This is a genomic window from Cupriavidus sp. P-10, from assembly GCF_003402535.2.
Classification (GTDB): domain Bacteria; phylum Pseudomonadota; class Gammaproteobacteria; order Burkholderiales; family Burkholderiaceae; genus Cupriavidus.
The window spans coordinates 2,500,886-2,523,755 of record NZ_AP025171.1; the positions used below are offsets into that span (position 1 = coordinate 2,500,886).

A 22,870-nucleotide genomic window follows, 5' to 3' on the forward strand; every position below is an offset into this window, starting at 1 on the left:
GAGGGGAGCAAACCGGCGCGATTTGGCAGGTTTGCGCTGTATATAATGCCGTCGATCCCCGCCGCCGGACCGCCTGACCGCTCATGGAATCCAAAACCGCCCGCCTGACCATCCTGATCGACCCGGTTAAGAAGAAGGCCTTCGAAACCCTGTGCGCCGCGCAGGACCTGACGCCATCGCAGGTGGTGCGCCAGCTGATCCGCGAATACCTGGCCCAGCATGGCGTGGAGTACGCCACCAAGCCACGGCCCGCCGGCAGCGGACGGCAGAAAAAGTAGCTCAGCGGGGGGCGCCCGTATCCCCGCGATCCCGTTCCACACCGCCCTCGCCCGCCAGCACGCCGCAGCGCTGCACCGCCTGCGCCAGCGCGTCCGCGTAGTTCTCCTCGCCCAGTTCCGCCAGCACCCCGGCCCGCGCCAGCTTGTGCCGCACGCGCGCATTGGCCTCGGCCAGTACCACCGCCACGCCGCGCCGGCGCAGCGTGCGGATCACGGCTTCCAGCGTCTGCAAGCCGGTCATGTCGATGAACGGCACCCGGCCCAGGCGGATCAGCAGCACGCGCGGCTCGGTATGGGTGTGCACCAGCGCCTGCTCGCAGGCCTCGACCGCGCCGAAGAAGAACGGGCCGTCGATGGCGTAGACCAGCACGCCCGGCGGGATGCGGGCAGCCAGAGGATCGGCCGCGCCCGCTTCGAAGCTCAGCTCGCGCTCGATGCCCGTCGCGTCCTGGCGCGTCACTTCCACCGACGCCGACATGCGCCGCAGGAACTGCAGCATGGCCAGGATCACGCCGATATTGACCGCGACCACCAGGTCGGTCAGCACGGTCAGCGTGAAGGTGATCAGCAGGATGACCACGTCGGCGCGCGGCGCGCGCCGCACCATGCGCGCAAACTGGCGCGCCTCGCTCATGTTCCACGCCACCACGAACAGTATCGCCGCGAGCGTAGCCAGCGGCACGCTCGCCGCCAGCGGTGCCAGGAACAGCAGCACCAGCACCAGCGTCAGCGCATGGGTGATGCCGGCCAGCGGGCTGTTGCCGCCGTTGCGGATATTGGTGGCGGTGCGGGCGATGGCGCCGGTCGCGGCAAACCCGCCAAACAGCGGCGCCAGGATATTGGCGATGCCCTGCCCCACCAGTTCCTGGTTGGAATCGTGCCGGGTGCCGGCCATGCCGTCGGCCACCACCGCGGACAGCAGCGATTCGATCGCGCCCAGCATGGCGATGGTGAAGGCGGGCCCCGCCAGTTCGATCAGGCGCGCCAGCGTGACTTCCGGCAACGCCGGCACCGGCAACCCGCGCGGCAGGCCGCCGAAGGCGCTGCCGATGGTGGCTACGCCATCGAAGCGGAACAACGCCTGCACCGCGGTCGCCACCACCAGCGCCACCAGCGGGCCGGGAATGCGGTGCAGCCAGCGGATCCGCGGCGCACCCAGCACCAGCAACAGGCTCCCCAGCGCCAGCGCGGTGGTGGCCGCGTGCCACTGTGGCAGCGCCTGCAGCAGGTGCCACAGCTTTTCATGGAAGTGGGTGCCGGCTACCGGCGGCAGCCCGAAGAAGTCGCGCCATTGCCCGACAAAGATGATCACGCCAATGCCAGCAGTAAAGCCGACGATCACCGGCGCGGGAATGTAGCGGATCACGCCGCCCAGCCGCGCCAGGCCCAGCGCCAGCAGGATCAGCCCGGCCATCAGCGTGGCGAGTTGCAGCCCGCCAATGCCATGGCGCGCGGTGATGGCGGACAGGACCACGATGAACGCGCCGGTGGGGCCGGCAATCTGCAGCCGGCTGCCGCCGAACAGCGACACCGCCAGCCCGGCGACGATGGCCGTGTACAGCCCTTGCTCGGGCTTGGCGCCGGATGCGATCGCAAACGCCATCGCCAGCGGCAGCGCCACCACGCCCACGATCACGCCCGACACCAGGTTGGGCAGCCAGTTGCCGCGGCGGAACAGCCCGGCCTGCCATGCTTCGCGCAGCGCGATCATGCGGAAATTCCTTGCAGTGGGTCAACGTTGGAGGGAGGGGCACAGGTGCATCGAATGATAACAACATGTTAATGAAAGTGACATGTGACACCGGCACTTGCCGCTTGCGCCGGCTCCGCGCTGGCGACTCGGCAAGGGCCAGCGCAAGGGTCTCCGCAAAGGGCCGTGCGAAGGCGTTGTAAAGCCTGCACGCGACCTGTCGCTATCACCGGCCAATTCCTATACTGGAGTGGCTCGTCCGGACGGCCCGGGCGGAAGAGCCCGGCGGACGCGGTCACTCACTGCAATCGGAGGCCATCATGTTCACGCACCTCCTTGTGCCCACCGACGGCTCCGCACGTGCCGAAGCGATGGTGGCCCGCGCCATGGCCTTCGCCAGCCGCATCGGCGCCCGCGCGACCGGCCTGCATGTGATTCCCGAGTACCACGTCATGACATACCGGCTGACCAGCCTGCAGGACACCAAGGAGTCCTTCGCGGCAGAGGCCGCACGCCATGCCGATACCTTCCTGGCCGCGGTCACGCGTGCGGCCAGCCAGGCCGGCGTGCCATGCGACACCGTCACCGCCACCGACGATCACCCCTGGCAGGCCATCGTCCAGTGCGCCGAACAGCGCGGCTGCGACCTCATCGTGATGTCGTCGCACGGGCGGCGCGGATTGCAGGCCTTGCTGATCGGCAGTGAAACGCAAAAAGTCCTGACGCACAGCACGATCCCGGTGCTGGTCCTGCGCTAGGCGGCAGCCAATCGCACGCGGTGCCGGCCGGCACGCCGGCACCGCGCTTTTTCCACCCCCCAATGCCAACCGCAAGGAGCGCAACCATGGCGATTCGACTGGGCGAACAAGCCCCGGATTTCACCGCAGACACCACGGAAGGCAAGCTCAGCTTCCATGAATGGATCGGCGACAACTGGGCGATCCTGTTCTCGCACCCAAAGGACTTCACGCCGGTCTGCACCACCGAACTGGGTTACATGGCGCGGCTCAAGCCCGAATTCGACAAGCGCAATACCAAGATCATCGGCCTGAGCATCGATCCCGTCAGCGACCACCAGCGCTGGGCCAAGGACATCGAGGAAACCCAGGGCGCCGCCGTCAACTATCCGATGATCGGCGACGCCGACCTGACCGTGGCCAAGCTCTACGACATGATCCACCCCGAAGCCAGCGGCAGCGGACCGCGCACGGCGGTGGACAACGCAACCATCCGCTCGGTGTTCATCATCGGCCCGGACAAGAAGGTCAAGGCGATGCTGGTGTATCCGATGAGCGCGGGGCGCAATTTCGATGAAGTGCTGCGCCTGCTGGATTCGCTGCAGCTCAATGCCAAGCACACCGTGGCCACGCCGGTGAACTGGAAGCCGGGCGAGGATGTCATCATCCCGACATCGGTCTCGGACGAAGATGCGAAGAAGAAATACCCGCAGGGGTTCAAGACGCTGAAGCCCTACCTGCGCACGGTGGAGCAGCCCAAGTAAAGGCGCCGGGCAGGCCCGGGCAAGACCAGACAAGGGAGAGAGCGAGCAAGGGAGCGCGGCAGGGCGTGGAGGTCACGCAAGACCGCGGGCAGGCGTCCCGGGCAGTGCCAGCCGGGACGCCTGACTTGTCCACAGGGAACTATCCACAGGTTCAGTGGATATCCCCCCTCTTGACAACCGCCAAGGGCGCGCCGGCCTTGGCTCGTACTGGAGTGCCCGTTTTATAGGCAACCAGTTAACGTAAGGGAATGCTTGCAGCCTGAAGGGTTTTGTGCCTTGTGCTGCCTAAGACCACCCAGGTTGTGCTCTCGGGCACCGAACTCAGGCACTCAACTCAGGCACCCGACTCACGCAGCGCTCATCGCGTCAGCACCTGGCGAATGGTATCGGCCAGTTCCTTGGCGACGAACTTCGCCACATAGGCATCCGCCCCTACCTTGCGCACATGCTCTTCGCTGGCCTCGCCTGACAGTGACGAGTGAATCACCACCGGCAGCTGCTTCAGGCGGCTGTCGGCCTTGATCTTGCGCGTCAGCGTAAAGCCGTCCATTTCGGGCATTTCCAGGTCGGTCAGCACCAGCGCCACCTCGTCCTGCACCGACTTGCCGTGGCTGGCCGCCTCGGCAGCGATGCGGTCGAGCAGCTCCCACGCTTCCTTGCCCGACTTGGTCATCAGCACCGGCGCGCCCAGCGCCTTCAGGCCCTGCTCGATCAGGCCGCGCGCCAGCGCGGAATCGTCGGCGGCGATCACCTTCAGGCCCGGACGCAGGTTCAGCTGCGGGCCGACCGAGCCCGGCTCGACGTCCGGCTGCCGCGTCGGCAGCACATCGCGCAGGATCTGCTCCACGTCGAGTACCTGGACCAGGCGCGCCTGGTCCGTGCCGGCGTCCAGCTTGGCGATGCTGGTGACATGGCCGGTGCGCACGCTGGCCTCTGCCGAGTGCACCTGGTTCCACTCCAGGCGCACGATTTCCTCCACCGCCTCGACCGCGAAGCCTTGCGTCGAGCGCGCGTACTCCGTGACCAGCAGGATGCCGAGTCCGTTGCGCGGGGTGCAGCCCACCAGCCGGGGCAGGTCGATCACCGGGATCACCTGCCCGCGGATATCGGACATGCCCAGGATCGACGGGTCGGCCCCGACCACCGTCGTCACCGGCGGCATCACCAGGATTTCGCGCACCTTGAAGACGTTGATGCCGAACAGCTCGGACTGGCCGGTGTGCTCGGCATCGCCCAGCCGGAACAGCAGCAGTTCGAACTGGTTGTTGTTGGTGAGGTTAGTCCGTTCGTCGATGTCCCTCATGGAACTGCTCATGCGTCGCTCCCGTACCGTGCGTTGAATGATCTGTGGCCGCCGTTTGTGCCTTGCCCTGCTGCCGCGGCGGCTGGCGGACGGCAGGAGTCATGACTGGATATCGGCCCGGGGACTGGAGAGTTGAGGGAGGCCGCCACGGGGGCATGTTCGGATTTCATCGTTGGATATCCGGATTGCTTCGTTCCTTGGCGGCGGGGTCGTCCATATAGTTGTTCCCAACTTGTCATAACAAGATGGATCGATCCGATGACGAACCGGACCCAGCCCCTCCCCGACCTTTCCGCCCTTTCCACCCTTCCCGCCCCCACCGCGCCTGCGGATTCCGCCCCGATCCCGCTGCCGCTCTATACCCAGATCAAGGAGGCCCTGCGCGCACGCATCCTCGACGGCACCTACCCGCCGCACCACCAGATGCCGTCGGAAAACGAGCTGTGCGAGCTGTTTTCCACCAGCCGCATCACCGTGCGCCAGGCGCTGGGCGACCTGCAGAAAGAGGGCCTGATCTTCAAGATCCACGGCAAGGGCACCTTCGTGTCCAAGCCGCGCGCGTTTCAGAACGTGACCTCGCTGCAGGGCTTCGCCGAGGCGATGTCGAGCATGGGCTACGAGATCCTGAACCAGGTGCGCAGCTGCAAGACCGTGCCCGCGACGCGCCAGGTGGCAGCGCAGCTGCGGCTGCGCGAGGGCGATCCGGTGGTGGAGATCCGGCGCGTGCGCCTGCTCAACCGCGAACCGGTATCGCTGGAGCTGACCTGGGTGCCGGAAGCCGTCGGCAAGCGGCTGCTCGGCGCCGACCTGGCCACGCGCGACATCTTCCTGATCCTGGAGAACGACTGCGGCATCCGCCTCGGCCATGCCGACCTGAGTGTCGATGCCATCCTGGCCGACGAAGACCTGACCCAGGCGCTGCGCATCCAGGAGGGCGCGCCGGTGCTGCGCATCGAGCGCCTGACCCACGATGCGCAGGGCACGCCGATCGACTACGAATTCCTCTACTTCCGCGGCGACGCCTTCCAATACCGGCTGCGCGCCGAGCGCCACAAGGCGCAGCCATCTAATTCACCAGCAGCGCCGGCCACGCCCGCACCCAGGCGGACGGGCACCGCGCGGTCCCGCAAACCTGCCAGCAAGGGAAAAACCAACGCATGAACACCCTGACCCACGAATACGACATCGTCGTCGTCGGCGGCGGCACCGCCGGCCCGATGGCCGCGATCAAGGCCAAGGAGCGCAACCCCGCGCTGCGCGTGCTGCTGATCGACAAGGCGCACGTCAAGCGCAGCGGCGCGATCTCGATGGGCATGGACGGCCTGAACAACGCCGTGATCCCCGGCCACGCCACGCCCGAGCAATACACCCGCGAGATCACCGTGGCCAACGACGGCATCGTCGACCAGTCCACCGTCTATGCCTATGCGCGCCACAGCTTCGCCACCATCGAGCAGCTCGACCGCTGGGGCGTGCGCTTCGAGAAGGACGAGACCGGCGACTACGCGGTGAAGAAGGTCCACCACATGGGCTCGTACGTGCTGCCGATGCCGGAGGGCCACAACGTCAAGAAGGTGCTGTACCGCCAGCTCAAGCGCGCCCGCGTGGAGATCACCAACCGCATCGTCGCCACGCGCGTGCTGACCGATGCCACCGGCGCCGCCTGCGGCGTGATGGGCTTCGACTGCCGCAGCGCCGACTTCCACGTAGTACGCGCACGCGCCGTGATCCTGTGCTGCGGCGCCGCCGGCCGCCTGGGCCTGCCCGCGTCCGGCTACCTGATGGGCACCTACGAGAACCCGACCAATGCCGGCGACGGCTATGCCATGGCGTATCACGCCGGCGCGGCGCTGGCCAACCTGGAATGCTTCCAGATCAACCCGCTGATCAAGGACTACAACGGCCCCGCCTGCGCCTACGTGACCGGCCCGCTGGGCGGCTATACCGCCAACGGCAAGGGCGAGCGCTTCATCGAATGCGACTACTGGAGCGGCCAGATGATGTGGGAGTTCTACCAGGAACTGCAGGGCGGCAACGGCCCGGTGTTCCTGAAGCTCGACCACCTCGCCGAAGAAACCATCCAGACCATCGAGACCATCCTGCATACCAACGAACGCCCCAGCCGCGGCCAGTTCCACGCCGGGCGCGGCACGGACTATCGCCGGCAGATGGTGGAGATGCATATCTCGGAGATCGGCTTCTGCAGCGGGCACAGCGCCTCCGGCGTGCATGTCAACGAGCGCGCCGAGACCACCGTGCCGGGCCTCTATGCCGCCGGCGACATGGCCGCGGTGCCGCACAACTACATGCTGGGTGCATTCACCTATGGCTGGTTCGCCGGGCAGAACGCCGCCGACTACGTCGCCGGGCGCGCCCTGCCTGAAGCGGATGCGGCACAGGTCGACGCCGAGCGCGCGCGCGTGTTCGCGCCGCTGGCGCGCGAGCACGGCCTGCCGCCGGCGCAGGTGGAATACAAGCTGCGGCGCATGGTCAACGACTACCTGCAGCCGCCCAAGGTCACGCGCAAGATGGAAATCGGCCTGCAGCGCTTCGATGCCATCGCCGAAGACATCGGCCAGATCCGCGCCGCCAATCCACACGAGCTGATGCGCGCGGTCGAGGTCATGGCGATCCGCGACTGCGCCGAGATGGCGGCGCGCGCCTCGCTGTTCCGCACCGAGAGCCGCTGGGGGCTGTACCACCACCGGGTCGACTACCCGCAGCGCAACGATGCCGAATGGTTCTGCCATACGCACCTGATCAAGGATGCTTCGGGCCGCATGGTCAGCCACAAGCGCGCGATCGAGCCCTACGTGGTGCCGGTGGAAGGCGATGACGCCACCGCCTACCAGCGGCTGCGCGTCAGCCGCGCCGATGCCACCACCGCCCCCACCACAGCTGCCGAACCCACCCTGGCAGCCGCATGAAGCCTGCAACGAGGAAACCGAGCCATGGCCTACACCCCGCATGAGATCGCCCAGCGCAGCAGCGCGCCGGTCACCATCGATGAAGACAAGTGCATTGCCGACAAGGGCTGCACGGTGTGCGTCGATGTCTGCCCGATGGACCTGCTGGCCATCGACGTGAGCAAGGGCAAGGCCTACATGCAGTTCGACGAATGCTGGTACTGCATGCCTTGCGAGAAGGATTGCCCCACCGGCGCGGTACGGGTCGAGATCCCGTATTTGCTGCGCTGACTGCATTGCCTGACGACAACCGCCCTACAGGGACCTACCGGGAACGCCCCATGAAGACTTCTCACAGCATTCGCCTGCTGCTGGCGCTGGCCGCGGCAAGCCTGGCCGGCAGCGCCGGCGCCGAGACCATCCGCATCGCCATCGGCACGCAGGACACCACCATCAACTGCGCCACCGGCGGCCTGCTGATCCGCGAACTGAAGCTGCTCGACAAATACCTGCCGCGCACCGGCAAGTACAAGGACGTCACCTACGACGTGCAGTGGAAGAACTTCACCTCGGGCCCGCCGCTGACCAACGAGATGGTGGCCGACAAGCTCGATCTCGGCGCGATGGCGGATTTTCCCGGCTCGCTGAATGCGGCGGCGTTCCAGAAGGCTGGCAAGAAGAGCCTGTTTATCGCGCCGCTGTCGGGCAATGCCATCGGCACCGGCAACGGCATCGTGGTGCCGGCCGATTCGCCGATCCAGTCGCTGGCCGAGCTCAAGGGCAAGACCATCTCGGTGCCGTTCGGCTCCACCGCGCATGGCATGCTGCTGCGCGCGATCAGGCGGCAAGGCTGGGATCCGGACAAGGACGTGACGCTGGTGTCGCAGTCGCCGGAGGTGGGCGGCTCGGCGCTGCAGGCGCACAAGGTCGACGGGCATGCCAACTTCGTGCCGTTCCCCGAGTTGTTCACCTTCCGTGGCTTCGCCCGCAAGATCTATGACGGCTCCCAGGCCGAGGCGCCAACCTTCCACGGCGCGCTGGTCAATGCGGCCTATGCGCAGAAGTATCCGGAGATCGTGGTCGCCTACCTGCGCGCCGCGATCGAGGCCGACCGCCTGATGGCCGCCGAGCCTGAGAAATACAGCGAGCTGATCGCGAAGGTGACCGGCATCGACGCCGAGGTGGACTACCTGTTCCACGGCCCGCTCGGCCTCCAGAACCGCGACTACACGTGGAAGCCGGAATACCGGCAGGCCTTGCAGACCTCGATCGAGACGCTGAAGCTGCTCAAGCGCACCGATGCCGACCTGAATGCCGACGGCGTGATCGACGACCGCTATATCCGCGAAGCATTCAAGCTGGAAGGTCTCGACTACGACGCCCGGCTGAAGTCGTACGACAAACAGCCGCTGGCGGCCAGGGACGCCACCACCGGCAAACCCATTGCCGATCCGAAGCTGGCCGCGCAGCTGTGGCTGCAGGGCGAACCCACGGTGCGCAACTATGCCTCGCCGGCAGCGGCCTTCGCCGCGCTGCGGCAGGCCGGCAAGGAAGGCAGGAAGGCGCGCGTGCTGTACGTGCATGACCGCAACACCGGCCTGAAGCTGCTGGCCGACAAGGTGTGGTACGTGCAGGACTCCAAGGGGCAGGTGAGCGCCTTCCTGCACAAGGGCTCGGCCGACAGCTATGCGAAGAGCCATGGCGGCAGCGTGCGCAACTACGCCGCGGTCAGCGGCGCCGCCGTAGCCGTCGCCAGCAACCCCTGAAGCGGAGCGCGCCGATGACATCGATCACCCTTGACGTTGGGGCGCCATCCACGGCGCCCGCCTCCACGGCGCCGTCCCGCGCGCGGCTGGCGCGCTGGCTGGTGCGGATTGCCGCGCTGGCGAGCTGCATCGTGCTGTGGCAACTCGCCTCGTCGCACAAGGCGCACCTTGGCATTGTTACCTTCGCCAACGTGCCCGCGCCCAGCGACGTGGTGCCGGCGGCCTGGCAGTTGCTGCAGTCGCCCAAGCTGGTGCTGCACCTGGGCAACAGCCTGGCGCGCGTGTTTGCCGGCTTCGGCGCGGCGGCGCTGGTCGGCATCGTGCTCGGCATGCTGATCGGCCGATCTCGCTGGCTGGAAGACCTGCTGCTGCCGCCGCTGGAAGTACTGCGGCCGATCCCGGGCGTGGCGTGGATTCCGCTGGCGATCCTGATGTTCCCCTCGTCGGAACTGAGCATGATCTTCATCACCTTTATCGGCGCGCTGTTCCCGATCCTGCTCAATACCATCCACGGCGTCGAGCGTACCGATCCGCGGCTGGTCGCCACCGCGCGCAGCCTCGGGGCGCGGCGCTGGTCCGTGTTTCCCGAGGTGCTGCTGCCGGCAGCGCTGCCGAGCATCGTCACGGGGCTGGCGATCGGCATGGGCACGTCGTGGTTCTGCCTGGTCACCGCGGAGATGATCGCCGGCCAGTACGGCATCGGCTACTACACCTGGGAGGCCTACAACCTGCAGAACTACGCCGATATCGTCGTCGGCATGCTGCTGATCGGCGCCTTCGGCATGGGCAGCAGCGCGCTGATCAAGCGCGCCGGCGCGTGGCTGATGCCGTGGACGCAGTTGCAGGAGGTGCGCGCATGACTGCATCCGGCCACACTATCGACGCGGGCCGGCTGCAGGTGCGCGGCGTCGATGTCGCACTGGGCAAGGGCGATGCCGCCTTCACCGCCGTGCACCAGTTTTCCCTCGACATCCCCGCCGGTCAGTTCGTCTGCATCCTCGGGCCGTCGGGCTGCGGCAAGTCGACCCTGCTGGGCGCCATCGCGGGGCACCTGCCGGTTGCGGCGGGAGAGATCCTGCTCGACGGCGTGCCGGTGCGCGGCCCCGCGCCGGAACGCGGCCTGGTGTTCCAGCAGCATTCGCTGTTCCCGTGGAAGCGCGTGCTCGACAACGTCAGCTTCGGCCTGAAGATGCAAGGCATGCCCGCCGCCGAGCGCCAGCGCGAGGCGCAGGCGCTGCTGGACCTGGTCGGGCTCGGCAGCTTCGCGCGGCGCTACCCTGCGCAATTGTCCGGCGGCATGCAGCAGCGCGTGGAAATCGCACGCGTGCTGATCAACCGGCCGCGCGTGCTGCTGATGGACGAGCCGTTCGGCGCGCTCGACGCGCAGACCCGCGCGCATATGCAGGCACTGCTGCTCGACGTCTGGGCGCAGATGCGCACCACCGTGGTCTTCGTCACCCACGATATCGACGAGGCGCTGTTCCTGGCCGACCGCGTGCTGGTGATGTCGCCGCGGCCCGGCCGCATCCTGGACGACATCGATATTCGCTTCGACCGGCCGCGCCACGGCGACCTGCTGACCGACGACGCCTTTATCCAGCTCAAGCGCCGTTGCCGCGCGCTGCTGCACCACGACCACGAAGGTGTGCCCCGCACCGCCGGCGCCACTGCCTGACCGCCCCATTGCCACCAGATTGCTTCCATGCCGCACGTTTCCGCCTTGCCCGACGATTCCCTGTTCACCCTGGACCCAGCCATCGGCGCGATTACGCCGCGCCTCTCCGACCCAGACCCCGCCGTGCGCCGCGTGGCGGTTCTGCAGCTCGCCGACCTTGAAGACGAAGCCGGTGTCCCGCTGCTGCTGCAGCGGCTGCAATCCGACCCGGCCGCGGCCGTGCGCGCCGAAGCCGCGCGCACGCTGGCGAGCTGGGAAGCGGATGCAGTCGTGCGCGCGCTGGCTGCCGCACTGGCCGATGCCGACCGCGAGGTGGCAGAAGCCGCGGCACTTGCGCTGGCGGAACTGAAGGACCCCGGCTCCGGCGCGGCCGTGCTGCCCTGTGTCACGCATGAAGATCCCTTTGTCCGCGCGTCAGCCTGGCGCGGCCTGCGCGAATTGCGCTACGCGCCGGGCTTCGATGCCGCGATGGCGGCGCTGGCCGATAGCGCCGCGCCGGTGCGGCGCGAAGCGGTGACCGTGCTGGGCTGGCTCAGGCGCAGCGAAGCGCTGCCCGCGCTGGCGCGGGTCGCCGCCGGCGATGCCGACACCGAAGTCCGGCGCGCCGCGGCCGGGGCGCTCGGGCTGGCTGCCGACGCGTCGGCGCGCGACGCGCTGCTTGCCGCGCTGGGCGACAGCGCCTGGCAGGTGCGCGAGGAAGCCGCGCAGACGCTCGGCAAGCTGAAATTCGCCGAAGCCGTGCGCCCGCTGATCGCGGCTCTGGAAGACGCCTATTGGCAGGTACGGCTGCAGGCGGCGCGTGCCTTGGGCAAGCTCGGCGACCGGCAGGCACTGGCGCCCCTCACCGTGCAGCTTGCCCATGCGATCAGCAACCTGCGCAAGGAAGCCGCGCTGTCGCTGGGCAGCCTGCGTGATCCCGCGGCTCTTCCGGCACTGTCCGCCGCGGCCAATGATGGGGATCCCGAGGTGCGCAAGGCCGTGCGGATCGCGCTGGCGCAGATCGGCCAACCGCATGGCGAGGCATGAGCATGCTGGTGCCCGCGCGGTTGGAATTGGTCAGCACTGAAGCGACACTGCGCATTCACTGGCCGGATGGGCGTTGCCAGTCGCTCGATCACTCGCGCCTGCGTGCGGCGTGCCGTTGCGCTGCATGCCGGAGCAAGCGTGCGGAGGATGCGCCGGCGCAAGCGGTGCGCGTCGTCGGCGTGGAGGATACGGGCTATGGCATCCAGATCGTGTTTGACGATGGGCACGATCGGGGCATCTATCCGTGGGCTTACTTGCAGACGCTATAGACGCCAGTACTTTCATCGTGCCCCTCCGCGTCTGGCCTTCGCTGCAACAGGCGACGGCGCTTGTACGGCAGCCTCATCTTTGCCGACCAGAAACACGCGCGACGGCATCTTCAGCCCCACCAGGGACAGCATCTCCAGTGGCCCAGGACCGGCCTCGCTACGCATCTGGAACCGAATCATGCGAGGCATGGGCTGTGACGGTGCCGCTCCGTCTTCAGGTGCGGAGCGTGTGTCGGGTTCGGCCGGCCAACCGATCTGGTAGGTGGCGCCGTCGATCTGCTCGATGTGGCCGCTTGCCAGCATGCGCAACAGCGCGAAGCGCCCGCCGAATTCGAAGCTCTTGCTGGTCCCCGCCGTCTCGGTTTGCCATCGCAGAAGTGTTCCCGGCTCCTGGAGGTTGTTCACAGGCCAAGCCATCCGCTGCCAGGTCTCGCGCTGGTTGTAGTAATGCAGCTTCTGCCCGTCGATGGAGAGCACCGTATCGGTAAGTCCCGGGGTGGGAACCGGCTTGAGTTCGAAGCGGTATTGCGGCTCTCCTTGGACCAGCATGTGGGCGCCGATGCGTTGAAGCAAATTGATGGTCTTGAGGAACGCGGGGTCGAAGGTGATGCCGTCAGCACCGGCTGCGGGCACCCACTGGTTGCCCTGCAACTCCAGTACTCCCGCGAGCTGGGTAGCCAGGAAGGTGTTGATCATGCCGCCCTGCGGACGCAGGAACTGCGCGAGTTCGGGTAACGAGGCGTCATTGGTGGTGTCGGCGAACGGATAGCGTCCGGCAAAGGTCCGGTCCCACTCGGCGACAATGAAGCGCTGCCACGCAGCATTCAGGCTGGCCTGCGCGGGCAGCACGATGGCCTGGGTGGCCTGCATGATGGGGCGCACAAACAGGGCATCGCCCATGCCGGCCCATTCCGCGCCAAGACTGGCCGCAATCAACTGCGCATAGGCGTGCGTGTCGGCGAGATCGGAAGTCCTGCCCTGGAAGAGGGCTTGCGCCATCTGGCGGGCCTGCTCATCCGCATCGGCGCTCGTGCTGACCTGCTGCAGGCGCAGCCGCAGCGCCGTGACGCGGTCAAAGTAGCGTTGCAGGCTCAGGTCGCCGCTGGCGCCTTGCCCGGTCTGCCCCACCAGGCGCAGCACCGGCCCGAATGCGGCGCCCAGCGAGCCTGCCGTATTCGGCTTGGCGGTGTCCGGTCCCTGCGCCTTCTTGCCCAGCAGGTCCTGAGCCTTGGCTACCAGTGTGTCGGACAGGGAGTCTTTGCGGGCACCGGCACCACCCTGGTATTCGAGCGACTTCATGAGCGCGATGACGGGTGACTGGCGGGCATCCGCCATCAGCGTGAGCTGGTCGATCGCGGCGGGCAGCGTCGGCGCCGCTTCCCATTGCACGCTGTTCATGAAGCCCTGCCAGCGGTCTGCGTAGTCGGCGAAGTACTGCTCGGTCAGAGCCGCCTGCAGGGCTTCGGCCGAGCGGCCCGTCGTTTGTTGAGCGCCCTGCGCCTTGCCATCGCTCAGCACCCAGTCGCTGGCGATCTCAGTCCGCTTGGCGGCCGCCTCGATCGCGGGGGCGACATATCCCTCGTAGGCCTGGCGGGTGAAGACGCCAGGCACGATCGCCGCGGTGCGTAGCAGCCCGCGGGGATCGGTGCCCGCTGTGAGCGACACCAGGTTCAGGTCGGGGTACTTGTTACTACCGTTGTCGCCGAAGGCGTTGATGATGCCCTGGTAGACCGTGTCCTCGGCGTTGCGCTCCCCGATCGCCGCCAGCAGGGTCTGGCGCGCGCCGGCCACCAGGTCGGACCGAGGCTCGATGCGCCAGGCCGGGTTGGCTTTCAGGTGCTGCGCGTAGAACTTGAGCAAGCGTTCGCCAAGATCCTGCTGCTCGCCCGGCGTGATCCGCGCGTCGGTAGACCAGTGCTGCACCAGTTGCGGTGCCAGGAAGGCGGAGTCGGCCCGCTCGGGCTCGGCCAGCATCAGGTACGTCTTCAGCCCTGCATGGCCGCCCAGCGCCCAGCGGCTGGTTTGCTCGTCCAGCGAGTCGGTCCGCATTTGCGAGAGATCCACCAATGATGCTTCCAGGTCCTGCTGCACGGGCGCGACCAGTAGCAGGCGGCTCGCCTGCGTGTACGACTTCCACAGGGTCGCCAGCACCTCCCGGTCACGGTTCAGGCCAAAGCGGGTTGCGAGAGGCGCATGATGCTGGACGCGATGCTCGTGGCGCTCGATCTGCTGCTGCAGGGCCAGCAGCGCTTTCAGGCAAGCGGCGGCGTTGGAAGCCGTGTGAATGGCCTGAATGGTTTGCCGCGCCGTACTAATGTCCTGCGCATTGCGCAGGCCGGACACCAGCATGCCGGCACTCCACGCGCCGGCGAGCACAACAGCGAGTACCGCCAGCACCACCATCGGATGCATCCCGATGCGGCGAACTCGATGGCGCTTGGCGCCTTCGGCAATCCCTCGCCAGGTGGGCAGCAGCGTGGCTTGATGAAGGCCAAGGCGTTCGGAGGGGAGCATCGCTGTCGCCCGCTTGACCACATCGTCGGGGGCATCCTCGCTGGGGACGGGAATCTGCATCGCAGGCGTGGCGAACACAGGTGCGAACATGACGCCGGCCAGTGGAGAGCGCCGCCATGCCGATGCCTGCCATGCGGTCCACCGGTTCACGATGCCGGCGCGATGCGCGCCGATATAGGCCGAGATGCTGGCGATGAAGCGCGTCGGCTTGGGTGCTATCGCGCACTGCACCCCGAGCACGGCGCTGCGCGTCTCAAGCGAGGCCAGTGCCTCATGTAGGCCGGTGGCTGTGCTGCCGTCCGTCCGGCAATTGGCCGCTGCCGGGAATGTGCCGATAGCGGCAAACTCCTCCGGGTGGATGCCTTTCAATTCGACGGGATGAAGGAATGTCACCGGCGCGGCCCAGCCCAATTCGGTTTGGAGCGCCGCCAGGACACGCAGCGATTCTATGTCCGGTGCCACCGCCTGGTTTCCCGGGACGACTTGCACCATCCCATCGACCGGGCGGCAACGTAACCCGCGGAGTTGCTTGAGCCATAAGGATGCCGCGATGCCATCGGGCGAGGCGTGGACGAGTACGGCTGTGTCCGAACGCCAGACGCCGGCCTGCTTGAGGCCGGGCGCCACCTCGTTGATCCTGGTCTCGTCGCCACACAGCATCAGCCATGGCATGCGGTAGCGCCAACGCCAGCCCAGCAGGCTCCGCAGTTCATTGCACAATTCCTCCAGGCGGGCGTCGCGCTTCAGCTTCTTGAGCGATGGCGATCCGGTCTTACCTGTCTCGCGTGCAAATAACCGAGCTGTGGCCTTGTCGGCGCCAAGTAGTATGGCGATCAGGTACAGCACGATGGCGACAACGGTGATCAGCAGAATCCACAGCAGGACAGTAAGTCTGGCATCGAGCGAGGCTAGCCCAAACAAACCCCGTTCGAGCCATGTCACGAGGGCCGCTGCCGCGCCCATGCCGGTTAGGACCAGGCAGCCACCCCACAGGGCTATGGCACCAGGCTTTTTTGAGGGCGGGGCATCGGAAGCCAGCGCCGCCAGGTCATTGCTCAGATTCGTCATGCGGTGACGGGAGGACGTGCAGGACCGCCGCGTGGGTGTGGTCGAGCACAAGGTGGACGCCGCTCTCGCGGGATTCGATGGCGGCGGCGATGGATAGCCAAGGGTTCATCGTGCCGCTCTCGCCGACTACGCGATCGGGTCGGCGTTGTGCCTCCAACTCGCCAAGCTGCGGCAGGTGCGCCGCCTTCAGCGCGGCAAGCAGTGCGATATCGTGCTCGCCGCCCAGTCGGGTCACCCAGGCTCGCTGCAAGGTCGCCGGCTCGGCGTTGCCCCACAGGACCGCGTTGGCAATGAGGTCGCCCAGGGCACTAATTCCGCCGGCCAGCGGGCGGTGGAGTTTGCCGAGGACCTTGACCGGCGCGGGCAACTGAAAGCAGCCAGGGTCAAGCAACACGGCGACGCAGCCCTCGACGCTGTTGACCGGGGGGTTGGCATCGTGCCATTCGGCGGCCACAAGCAGCATGGGACGCCATTCTTGCTGGTCGAGCCAAGCGTCGACCACCATAAGCCCATCAGACGCCGGCACTGGCTGACAATCCAGGCGCGGCAAGTCCATGCGGCGCAAGGCCTCCTGTACCTGGGCCAGTCGCAGGACGGCCATCTCGGGACCAACCAGCACGTGAACCGCTGGTGCATACCTCTGTCCATACCGGCTGAGCGCGCGCAGGCTCTCGGCCAGCGGCTGCAGTGCCTCGACCAGCTTCAGGACCATCGTGGCCACCGTCTCGGTAGCTGGCTCGACAGGCGCATCGAGATCAGGGACTTTCTCTCGCAAAGTGCCTTCGACGGGGACATCGGACTGTGACTCGCCCTCGAAGCGGTTATGCGGGATCAGTCCTGCGCCTTTCCTCGGGGACTGCTCCGCAATCAGCGGCTTACCCGCTTGCAGCGCTCCGGACAGGCTCTCGTGCCCGGGAAGGGGCAAACAGGAGCCCGCCCCCAGCACCTGCAAGGGACGCTGGGCCTCGCGCACCCGCGCCCCAAGCCATCGCCGTCGATGCCCATTCCAGTGATGGGCGCGATACCACTGCACCTCATAACCCATGCGCGCGACCCCGAGCACAATCACGAATGCGAGATTCGATATGCCGACAATGCGCCACCAGAACAGGATCCCACGTGCCGGCACGCCCTTGGGCCACAGCGACAAGCCAATTGCTGCACCGGCGACGCAGAAAGCGACCCATATGGCGAGCCACGGCAACAAACGCGGACCGCGCTCCGGGTACGGGCTTGCCTCCCCAGCCGGGGATAAATCAATCGGCATGCTCAGGCAATATGGACGTTCTGGAGTGATGAAATCAATCGGCAGCCGCATGCGCAGCGGTGGTGGTGCATGACGACGGCCCTGCCATCCTGATCGGGGAAACCGTCGTGACCTTCTGCAAGCGTCGTCGGGCCGTGACGGGCGCAGAGCGCGGCATCGCCCTCGCGCGCGAGCGGGCGGCCCATGAAGGTCATGGTCGGTGAGGCGCTGGTGACCTGGCCGCCGTTTTCGAGTGCGTCACCGAGACGGATCGGAGAGCGGGCACTCATTCGGCACTCGAAGTTTTCGTCTTCAATATCAGCTTCTTAAAACGCTCTACCTGTGCATCGCCTTTACGGGTATGGGGCGCACAGAACCGCGCTTGCAAAGAGTGTCTTTCGTTACCAATGACTGCTGACAGACATTTTACATTTAACGAATATCCGGAATTTGGCTCTTTATATTCTGAAGCCACCTGAACAAAACCAACCCACTCGCCAATATAAGCAGTTAATCCATTAGTCTTTGTCTGTAAAATGGGTTTGTTTTTGATTGTGTGTTGCGTGAACCTCGGATCATCCACCTCATCAAAGACAAAATATCTAGCGCCGCTGCCCATGTATGTAGTGGATTCGTTTGCAATTCTGCTTTTCACGGAATCATTAAAAATGTAGGCGTAATTCAGCCCCGCATAATTTTTATAATTCTTTATCTCAAATACGCATTTTTCACCCTCTGCAAAGACAATTTTTTCGTCTTTTGGAACTATCAATCCGCAATCTGTTGATGCAAATCCAGACAAGGGAAATATGAGAAAATAAAAAATCACTGAGGCTGAGTGAAATTTCATCATTAATTTTTCATTGGCTTGTAATCAGGAAGAAAATCTTGCGCCATATCGGAAATGTATGAGTAAGCGTGAATGAAATACTTCACCCGATTACCTAGCCCATCTCTAGCAGCATTAACACACACCGTGACATCGCTCACCACTGTTTTGGCAACAGTTGTAACCGTTAGTTTCCCAAGATTGCCTTGATCGGCCCAGTAGTTGATTCCCTGTTTCCCTAAAGGGATGAGTTTTTTGTTTTGCATTGTGTATCGTTGTTTGCTTGCCCAATAATATCCGCCGGTATCGCAGGCATTGTTAGCATTCGTTATGATGGTCTCCGGCGCAGGATCAATTGTGAAATTCTCTCCGCCTCGATAGGCTTCGTACTTCCTGTAATTATCCCCACCAGTTAACTGAATCATTCCTTTTCCAGAAAATCTCGCACCGTCGCCAGGATTGCAATTTCCAAGAGGGCTTAGTTTTTGTAACACCCCCCCAATTATGCGCTCCACTTTCTCCTTGCAGCGGCCTTCATAGTAATTTTTGAAATACTCGAAATCACCTAGCTCTCGCATGCAGGAAAATAGCCCAGTCTCTTGGAGGATTTGTCCAAACCAATGGGCTGCGCGTTCAGCATTGTTGATGCCATATTTTCTCATGGCTTTCGGCAGCGATGGATACAAGTTCGCTGGACGCAGCACACGATTATGTTTGTCTCGCAATTCATTAGCAAATAGATCGCAGACGAACTTGATTGTCCTTTTGCCCTCAGCGGGCACTGCTTGCGAAAACTCCCGTATATCTAGCCATCCGCACTTCCTAAAATGCCGCAAGAACGCCAGCGGATGGAAGAACCAGAATTTCTTGCCACCGCCCAGCGGCGTTTTCTCCAGAAACTGAAGTTGCGTGTGGAACTTGAGAAAATTGGCGTACCCATTCGGATCGGTTTCCTTGCGCTTGCCGAAGAACCCATCCGGGTCATTCAGACGCTTGAAGCGCTCTTCATTGCCGGAGGCATCCCATTCGCTCGGGGCATGACAAATAAAGCCTCTGAGCTTCTGTCGCACCTCGGCGTGGGTCGAGATAAAGTCAGCCAGCTTGTCTTCCTGCACCCACTCCGAGCGCAGCCGCTCGGCTGGCGCTTCCATATCCTCAACCACATCGACAATCTTGCGCAATTCGTCGTGGTCGCACAGGCCGTCCTGGCTGAACGGCGTATTGCCTTCGTCGAGCTTCTGCCAACCCATAAAGAACGGAAAATCCGCATCCGAGAGTTTTTGGATGGCACTCTGGCTAATATCAACATAGCCCTGCTTGCCCGCATCGAAGGTCACCGCCACCCACGTCTTTGGCGGGGCAGCAGGCGGAGTCAGATCTTTGCTTAAAATCCGCCCGAACCGGAGCATCTCGTAGCCGTCGCTCGGGCATGACGGATAGAGCGCGGTGGCGCGCGCGTACATCTTGTACTCGTAGTCGGCATAGGCGTCCCGTTCTGGGGCAGGCGTCAGCGGCGTAATGGTGTCGACCTTTTCCAGCCAGGAACGTGTGTAGCGTTGGCCCTTGTGAAAATAGGCTTCGACATACAGCTTGGTGCCGGCGTCCAGTGTGCCCGCCTGCAGCGCTGGAAAGTACTCGGCGGCTGCTCCGACCGCATGGGGAGTACTGACGAACGCTTGAGGGCCTGTGATGACGAAGTAGCTATGCCCCCAGTAGTCTTTTGACGCTGGGGTAATGGGAGCCGCATTTCCAAGCTGCACCGTGTGGCCAGCCTGTTCGAACCATGCCCCGAAGTCGACTTCGGTCATGAAGATCTCGAAGTGAAGGTGCGATTGCCCGTGGCAGGCTCCGGGATATCCGAGCATGTCCTTGCGGTAGACCTTCAGGTTTTTCGGCACCTTTACGCCATCGCTCGGATAGCAAAGCCATTTCGGAAGCACCGTGGATGATCCGACCGCCGGTGGGTTAGCCGGCAACGGCTTGATGTTCGTGCGCGTGCTTTCGAGATCCAGCAGGTGCATGTACAACGAATAAAAGGTAATGGTTCTGCCATCCCCTGTCTCGGTGGTGTGCTTGAGCAGTACAAAGCCGGTGTTCGAGTTCAGTGCATCGCTGCCGTCGTTCTTCTTTTGCCCATCTCCAAGGGCTTTCTGGCTGACGCGATAGGCAACGACTTCACCATCCGCGATGGCGCGGACCGCCTCATTCTGGAGGCTTGGCTGCAGATGCGCACCGCAATGCCAGCGGCGGTCAAACGCGATGGGGTAGACGCCGTGATGGGGCAATTCGAGCTTGTCCACGACATCCATCATCGGGTCAATCCTGGCCGGATCGCTGGATTCCATGCCGTTGGCCGGCAGGAAGGGGGGGCTGATGATCATGATCAGTGGGATGATGGATACAGGTTGCTGAGCTGCAATTGGCTATTCGGCAGGGTCGGCAAGGCAAAGTCCTTCCCGTCCGGACCTTCGAACGTAAAGGACGCGGCTTTCACCTTGAAGGCGCCGGAGCAATGGAAGGTGGCGCTGTGATTGTCGAAGACGAGGTAAGCACCGCTGCTGCCTATCACAGCCTTCTTGGCAGCATTGATCACCACGTCCTCGCTGGCGCTGGCGATATGGACCTGCTTGTGGGCGAACACATCCATCGCATCGGCCTGCGCCTGGATCTCGACCTTGCCTTTCGCGGCGAAAACCTTGATGCCGCACCTTGAGGCGAACAGGGACAGCGCTTCACCGGCGGCAATGGCGATTTTCGCCAGGGCGCTGACATTGAAGCCCGCCTTGGTGGCGACGTTGACATCCCGCCCGGCTGCGACCGATACCCGGTCCGGCGTGGTGACGGCCACCCCGTTTGGGGCGGCTAGCATCATGACGGCCTGCTTGAGGTCGTTCAGGCTGTCACGCAACCATCCGTTCTCGGCTTTCAGGTCCGCGATTTCGGCCTTCGACTGACTGGCCGCGTTCATCAGTCCCTGTGCTTGAGCAAGGATCGAGCGCATTTCGTTCATGGCTGCAGTCATGTCAAGCTGCTGGCCGTTGGCCTGCTGCTGTGTCCACGCCGTAACCAGAATGCCCCGACCGCCGCGCACCGCACCTTTGAGGTCGGTGCGTAGTTCGAACCCTTCGCCGCGCTTCTTCTTAGTGTGGTCAACCAGGCAGCCCAGGTTGAGCTGGGTCTTGCCACCGTATTCGGTCGACAGCTTGATTCCTTCCTGCCCCTCCCAGTCCTCGAAGCGCAGCTTGTTGTTGCTCTGCGTACGGATCACGTTGCGCGACAACCACCGGTCCTGGTTGGTGATCAGGTCCGTGTGCTGGCTGTTGTGCTGTACGTGCGCGATATACGGCTTGTTCGGATTGCCGTCACGGAAGGCCACGTCCACATAGGTGCCGTCGATCAGCGGGAAATGGAAGCCCGTCTGGTTCGCCCCCGCGAACGGCTTGGCAAACGCCAGCGGCACGCTCTCTCCGCCGTTGGGCCATTCCTCGAAATCCAGATCGAAGCGGACCACGTAGCGGCCATCCTGCGTGAGGTAGGCATACTTGTACTCGCCCGGCGAGGTGATGCGCGCGCTGAGCGTGCCGGCAATGCGCGGCCAGTTGGCCTCGTCCAGAGGCAGGCGGAAGCGCCGGTCCGAGGGGATCGCCCGATAGGTGTTGCGGTAGGCCGCATCGCGCGCGCCGCTGTGGATGACCTCGGTGACGACCTGTCCGTTGGGCGCGTCAGGCAGCGCGTAGTCCATGCGCAGGATGCGCGCCGGGCACAGCGCCAGCACATTACTCTCGCCCGCGTAGACCAACTGTTCGGCAAACTCCGCCTCGTGGCGCAGCAGCGCCTCCCACTTTCCCCCCTCGAAGTCCAGGTGGTGCGTGCCGTAGACGTAGGACTGGCCGTAGGTTGTCTTCTCCTTGCGCGCGACGTTGGCCTCGCCGGTGGGTCGCTCCCACGCCTTGTCGGGGTTGAAGTCCGCGACCCGGAACGACTCGGGGATGGTCCTGGCATGGGTCGTGAGCGAGAACACTGTTTCCTGCCCGGACTCCAGTCCTGCCGTCTCGCGGTATGGCACGCGCAGTTCAGGCTGGTAGAGGTAGTGGTCGATGTCGTCGGCGAACACGATCATCTCGCCGAACTTGCCGGGGGTGAAGTAGCAATACAGGCCCTCCTGCACCATCAGCAGCCGGATATAGTCCCAATCCGACATCTGGTATTGCATGCGGAAGGCGTGCGGCGGGTATTTGCGGCGTGTCTTGAAGACGAACCGGTGGCCCTTGAGGTCGTGCCGGCGCAGGATCGCCTCGATGATTTGCGGAGCGGTCTGCTGCTGGTAGATGCGGCTGGCGCGTGTGAGCCGCAACCGCGCGACCAGCGGCTCGACCACGATCTCGTAGCCACAGAAATCGCGGGTCTGGCGGGTCTGGCTGAAGTGGGTGATGCACCCCGCGAACTTGCGCGGCTCGCTGCCATCGGCGGGAGCGATCAGGAAGGTGGCTTCCTTGCCCAGGTAGTCGGCACGGTCGAGCGCAAGCGGGTGCGTGAGTTGGATGGTGACGACATAGGGGGCGCCCATCCGTTCCACCGCTTCGAAGGACACCACCGACAGCGCGGCGGCGCTGGCCGTGCCGGGTACTTCGAGGAAGTAAGCCTGCCGCCCGGTGGTCAGCTCGTTGAGTGCGCGGGCGCCGGGAGCCTTGAGTTCGTCAAATCCTTCCGCCATTCTTGTTCACTCCGCTTTCGCCATACCGTTACGCTTGGTACTTCGTGCCAGGTTGGACATTCGCTGCCGCAGGCAGCCAGGGATT

At 64.7% G+C, this 22,870-nt stretch carries 19 protein-coding genes; 11 read left to right on the plus strand and 8 right to left on the minus strand.

Going from position 1 to position 22,870, the window contains the following annotated elements; all coding sequences use genetic code 11:
* The first annotated feature begins 83 nt into the window (after positions 1–83).
* Entirely contained in the window at positions 84–278 is a 195-nt protein-coding gene (locus tag CTP10_RS28090; protein WP_116319373.1) for a ribbon-helix-helix domain-containing protein, read from the plus strand.
* A gap of 1 nt (position 279) precedes the next feature.
* Here the strand turns inward: CTP10_RS28090 and CTP10_RS28095 are convergent, their stop codons facing one another.
* Complete coding sequence (locus tag CTP10_RS28095; RefSeq protein WP_116319372.1) at positions 280–1,989, minus strand: SulP family inorganic anion transporter; 1,710 nt, start codon at positions 1,987–1,989, stop codon at positions 280–282.
* Positions 1,990–2,288: 299 nt separating this feature from the next.
* Here CTP10_RS28095 and CTP10_RS28100 point away from each other — a divergent pair, with 299 nt between their 5' ends.
* Positions 2,289–2,726, plus strand: coding sequence for a universal stress protein (locus CTP10_RS28100; RefSeq protein WP_116319371.1), 438 nt, complete (start codon positions 2,289–2,291; stop codon positions 2,724–2,726).
* An 86-nt stretch (positions 2,727–2,812) separates the two neighbouring features.
* The gene (locus CTP10_RS28105; protein WP_116319370.1) at positions 2,813–3,469 is read left to right on the plus strand and encodes a peroxiredoxin; all 657 of its coding nucleotides are present in this window, start codon (positions 2,813–2,815) and stop codon (positions 3,467–3,469) included.
* 358 nt (positions 3,470–3,827) lie between these two features.
* On the opposite strand, the gene CTP10_RS28110 is transcribed toward CTP10_RS28105, so the two are convergent.
* Positions 3,828–4,784, minus strand: a complete 957-nt coding sequence (locus CTP10_RS28110) for a chemotaxis protein (RefSeq protein WP_116319369.1) — start codon at positions 4,782–4,784, stop codon at positions 3,828–3,830.
* A gap of 246 nt (positions 4,785–5,030) precedes the next feature.
* Between CTP10_RS28110 and CTP10_RS28115 the strand changes: the two genes are divergently transcribed.
* The 8 genes from CTP10_RS28115 to CTP10_RS28150 are packed head-to-tail and all read left to right on the plus strand — an operon-like array spanning position 5,031 to position 12,414.
* Positions 5,031–5,933, plus strand: a complete 903-nt coding sequence (locus tag CTP10_RS28115) for a GntR family transcriptional regulator (protein ID WP_116319368.1) — start codon at positions 5,031–5,033, stop codon at positions 5,931–5,933.
* The gene (locus CTP10_RS28120; protein ID WP_116319367.1) at positions 5,930–7,699 is read left to right on the plus strand and encodes a fumarate reductase/succinate dehydrogenase flavoprotein subunit; all 1,770 of its coding nucleotides are present in this window, start codon (positions 5,930–5,932) and stop codon (positions 7,697–7,699) included. Before CTP10_RS28115 ends, CTP10_RS28120 begins: the two co-directional genes overlap by 4 nt.
* Before the next feature lie 24 nt (positions 7,700–7,723).
* Positions 7,724–7,969, plus strand: a complete 246-nt coding sequence (locus CTP10_RS28125) for a 4Fe-4S dicluster domain-containing protein (RefSeq protein ID WP_063237363.1) — start codon at positions 7,724–7,726, stop codon at positions 7,967–7,969.
* 50 nt (positions 7,970–8,019) lie between these two features.
* A complete protein-coding gene (locus CTP10_RS28130) occupies positions 8,020–9,444 on the plus strand; it encodes an ABC transporter substrate-binding protein (RefSeq protein WP_116319366.1) in 1,425 nt (474 codons plus the stop codon).
* 14 nt (positions 9,445–9,458) lie between these two features.
* Positions 9,459–10,304, plus strand: coding sequence for an ABC transporter permease (locus CTP10_RS28135; protein WP_116319365.1), 846 nt, complete (start codon positions 9,459–9,461; stop codon positions 10,302–10,304).
* Positions 10,301–11,119, plus strand: coding sequence for an ABC transporter ATP-binding protein (locus CTP10_RS28140; RefSeq protein WP_116319364.1), 819 nt, complete (start codon positions 10,301–10,303; stop codon positions 11,117–11,119). Before CTP10_RS28135 ends, CTP10_RS28140 begins: the two co-directional genes overlap by 4 nt.
* A 27-nt stretch (positions 11,120–11,146) precedes the next feature.
* Complete coding sequence (locus CTP10_RS28145; RefSeq protein WP_116319363.1) at positions 11,147–12,145, plus strand: HEAT repeat domain-containing protein; 999 nt, start codon at positions 11,147–11,149, stop codon at positions 12,143–12,145.
* Complete coding sequence (locus CTP10_RS28150; RefSeq protein WP_367395060.1) at positions 12,142–12,414, plus strand: gamma-butyrobetaine hydroxylase-like domain-containing protein; 273 nt, start codon at positions 12,142–12,144, stop codon at positions 12,412–12,414. The genes CTP10_RS28145 and CTP10_RS28150 overlap by 4 nt, the downstream gene beginning before the upstream one ends.
* 12 nt (positions 12,415–12,426) lie before the next feature.
* Here the strand turns inward: CTP10_RS28150 and CTP10_RS28155 are convergent, their stop codons facing one another.
* From CTP10_RS28155 to CTP10_RS28180, 6 genes are all read right to left on the minus strand, one after another.
* Positions 12,427–15,996 carry an ImcF-related family protein gene (locus CTP10_RS28155; protein ID WP_116319361.1) on the minus strand — a complete coding sequence of 1,190 codons (3,570 nt, stop codon included), beginning with the start codon at positions 15,994–15,996 and terminating at the stop codon, positions 12,427–12,429.
* The gene (locus CTP10_RS28160; protein WP_233528113.1) at positions 15,977–17,146 is read right to left on the minus strand and encodes a hypothetical protein; all 1,170 of its coding nucleotides are present in this window, start codon (positions 17,144–17,146) and stop codon (positions 15,977–15,979) included. Before CTP10_RS28160 ends, CTP10_RS28155 begins: the two co-directional genes overlap by 20 nt.
* Positions 17,147–17,265: 119 nt before the next feature.
* Positions 17,266–17,532, minus strand: coding sequence for a PAAR domain-containing protein (locus CTP10_RS28165; RefSeq protein WP_116319357.1), 267 nt, complete (start codon positions 17,530–17,532; stop codon positions 17,266–17,268).
* Positions 17,529–18,095 (minus strand): hypothetical protein, encoded by a 567-nt coding sequence (locus CTP10_RS28170; RefSeq protein ID WP_147316208.1) that lies wholly within the window; start codon positions 18,093–18,095, stop codon positions 17,529–17,531. The genes CTP10_RS28165 and CTP10_RS28170 overlap by 4 nt, the downstream gene beginning before the upstream one ends.
* Positions 18,095–20,452 (minus strand): glycoside hydrolase family 19 protein, encoded by a 2,358-nt coding sequence (locus CTP10_RS28175; protein ID WP_271815855.1) that lies wholly within the window; start codon positions 20,450–20,452, stop codon positions 18,095–18,097. Before CTP10_RS28175 ends, CTP10_RS28170 begins: the two co-directional genes overlap by 1 nt.
* 2 nt (positions 20,453–20,454) lie before the next feature.
* Entirely contained in the window at positions 20,455–22,785 is a 2,331-nt protein-coding gene (locus tag CTP10_RS28180) for a type VI secretion system Vgr family protein (protein WP_271815856.1), read from the minus strand.
* Between the last annotated feature and the right edge of the window lie 85 nt (positions 22,786–22,870).

What these genes read in the sequence shown, in the direction of transcription:
- CTP10_RS28135 (WP_116319365.1), top strand. Translation starts at nt 9,459, where the DNA reads ATGACATCGATCACCCTTGACGTTGGGGCGCCATCCACGGCGCCCGCC.
- CTP10_RS28090 (WP_116319373.1), top strand. Translation starts at nt 84, where the DNA reads ATGGAATCCAAAACCGCCCGCCTGACCATCCTGATCGACCCGGTTAAG.
- CTP10_RS28110 (WP_116319369.1), bottom strand. Translation starts at nt 4,784, where the DNA reads ATGAGCAGTTCCATGAGGGACATCGACGAACGGACTAACCTCACCAAC.
- CTP10_RS28150 (WP_367395060.1), top strand. Translation starts at nt 12,142, where the DNA reads ATGAGCATGCTGGTGCCCGCGCGGTTGGAATTGGTCAGCACTGAAGCG.
- CTP10_RS28165 (WP_116319357.1), bottom strand. Translation starts at nt 17,532, where the DNA reads ATGAGTGCCCGCTCTCCGATCCGTCTCGGTGACGCACTCGAAAACGGC.
- CTP10_RS28170 (WP_147316208.1), bottom strand. Translation starts at nt 18,095, where the DNA reads ATGATGAAATTTCACTCAGCCTCAGTGATTTTTTATTTTCTCATATTT.
- CTP10_RS28175 (WP_271815855.1), bottom strand. Translation starts at nt 20,452, where the DNA reads ATGATCATCAGCCCCCCCTTCCTGCCGGCCAACGGCATGGAATCCAGC.
- CTP10_RS28120 (WP_116319367.1), top strand. Translation starts at nt 5,930, where the DNA reads ATGAACACCCTGACCCACGAATACGACATCGTCGTCGTCGGCGGCGGC.
- CTP10_RS28095 (WP_116319372.1), bottom strand. Translation starts at nt 1,989, where the DNA reads ATGATCGCGCTGCGCGAAGCATGGCAGGCCGGGCTGTTCCGCCGCGGC.
- CTP10_RS28125 (WP_063237363.1), top strand. Translation starts at nt 7,724, where the DNA reads ATGGCCTACACCCCGCATGAGATCGCCCAGCGCAGCAGCGCGCCGGTC.
- CTP10_RS28145 (WP_116319363.1), top strand. Translation starts at nt 11,147, where the DNA reads ATGCCGCACGTTTCCGCCTTGCCCGACGATTCCCTGTTCACCCTGGAC.
- CTP10_RS28115 (WP_116319368.1), top strand. Translation starts at nt 5,031, where the DNA reads ATGACGAACCGGACCCAGCCCCTCCCCGACCTTTCCGCCCTTTCCACC.
- CTP10_RS28130 (WP_116319366.1), top strand. Translation starts at nt 8,020, where the DNA reads ATGAAGACTTCTCACAGCATTCGCCTGCTGCTGGCGCTGGCCGCGGCA.
- CTP10_RS28100 (WP_116319371.1), top strand. Translation starts at nt 2,289, where the DNA reads ATGTTCACGCACCTCCTTGTGCCCACCGACGGCTCCGCACGTGCCGAA.
- CTP10_RS28155 (WP_116319361.1), bottom strand. Translation starts at nt 15,996, where the DNA reads ATGACGAATCTGAGCAATGACCTGGCGGCGCTGGCTTCCGATGCCCCG.
- CTP10_RS28140 (WP_116319364.1), top strand. Translation starts at nt 10,301, where the DNA reads ATGACTGCATCCGGCCACACTATCGACGCGGGCCGGCTGCAGGTGCGC.
- CTP10_RS28105 (WP_116319370.1), top strand. Translation starts at nt 2,813, where the DNA reads ATGGCGATTCGACTGGGCGAACAAGCCCCGGATTTCACCGCAGACACC.
- CTP10_RS28180 (WP_271815856.1), bottom strand. Translation starts at nt 22,785, where the DNA reads ATGGCGGAAGGATTTGACGAACTCAAGGCTCCCGGCGCCCGCGCACTC.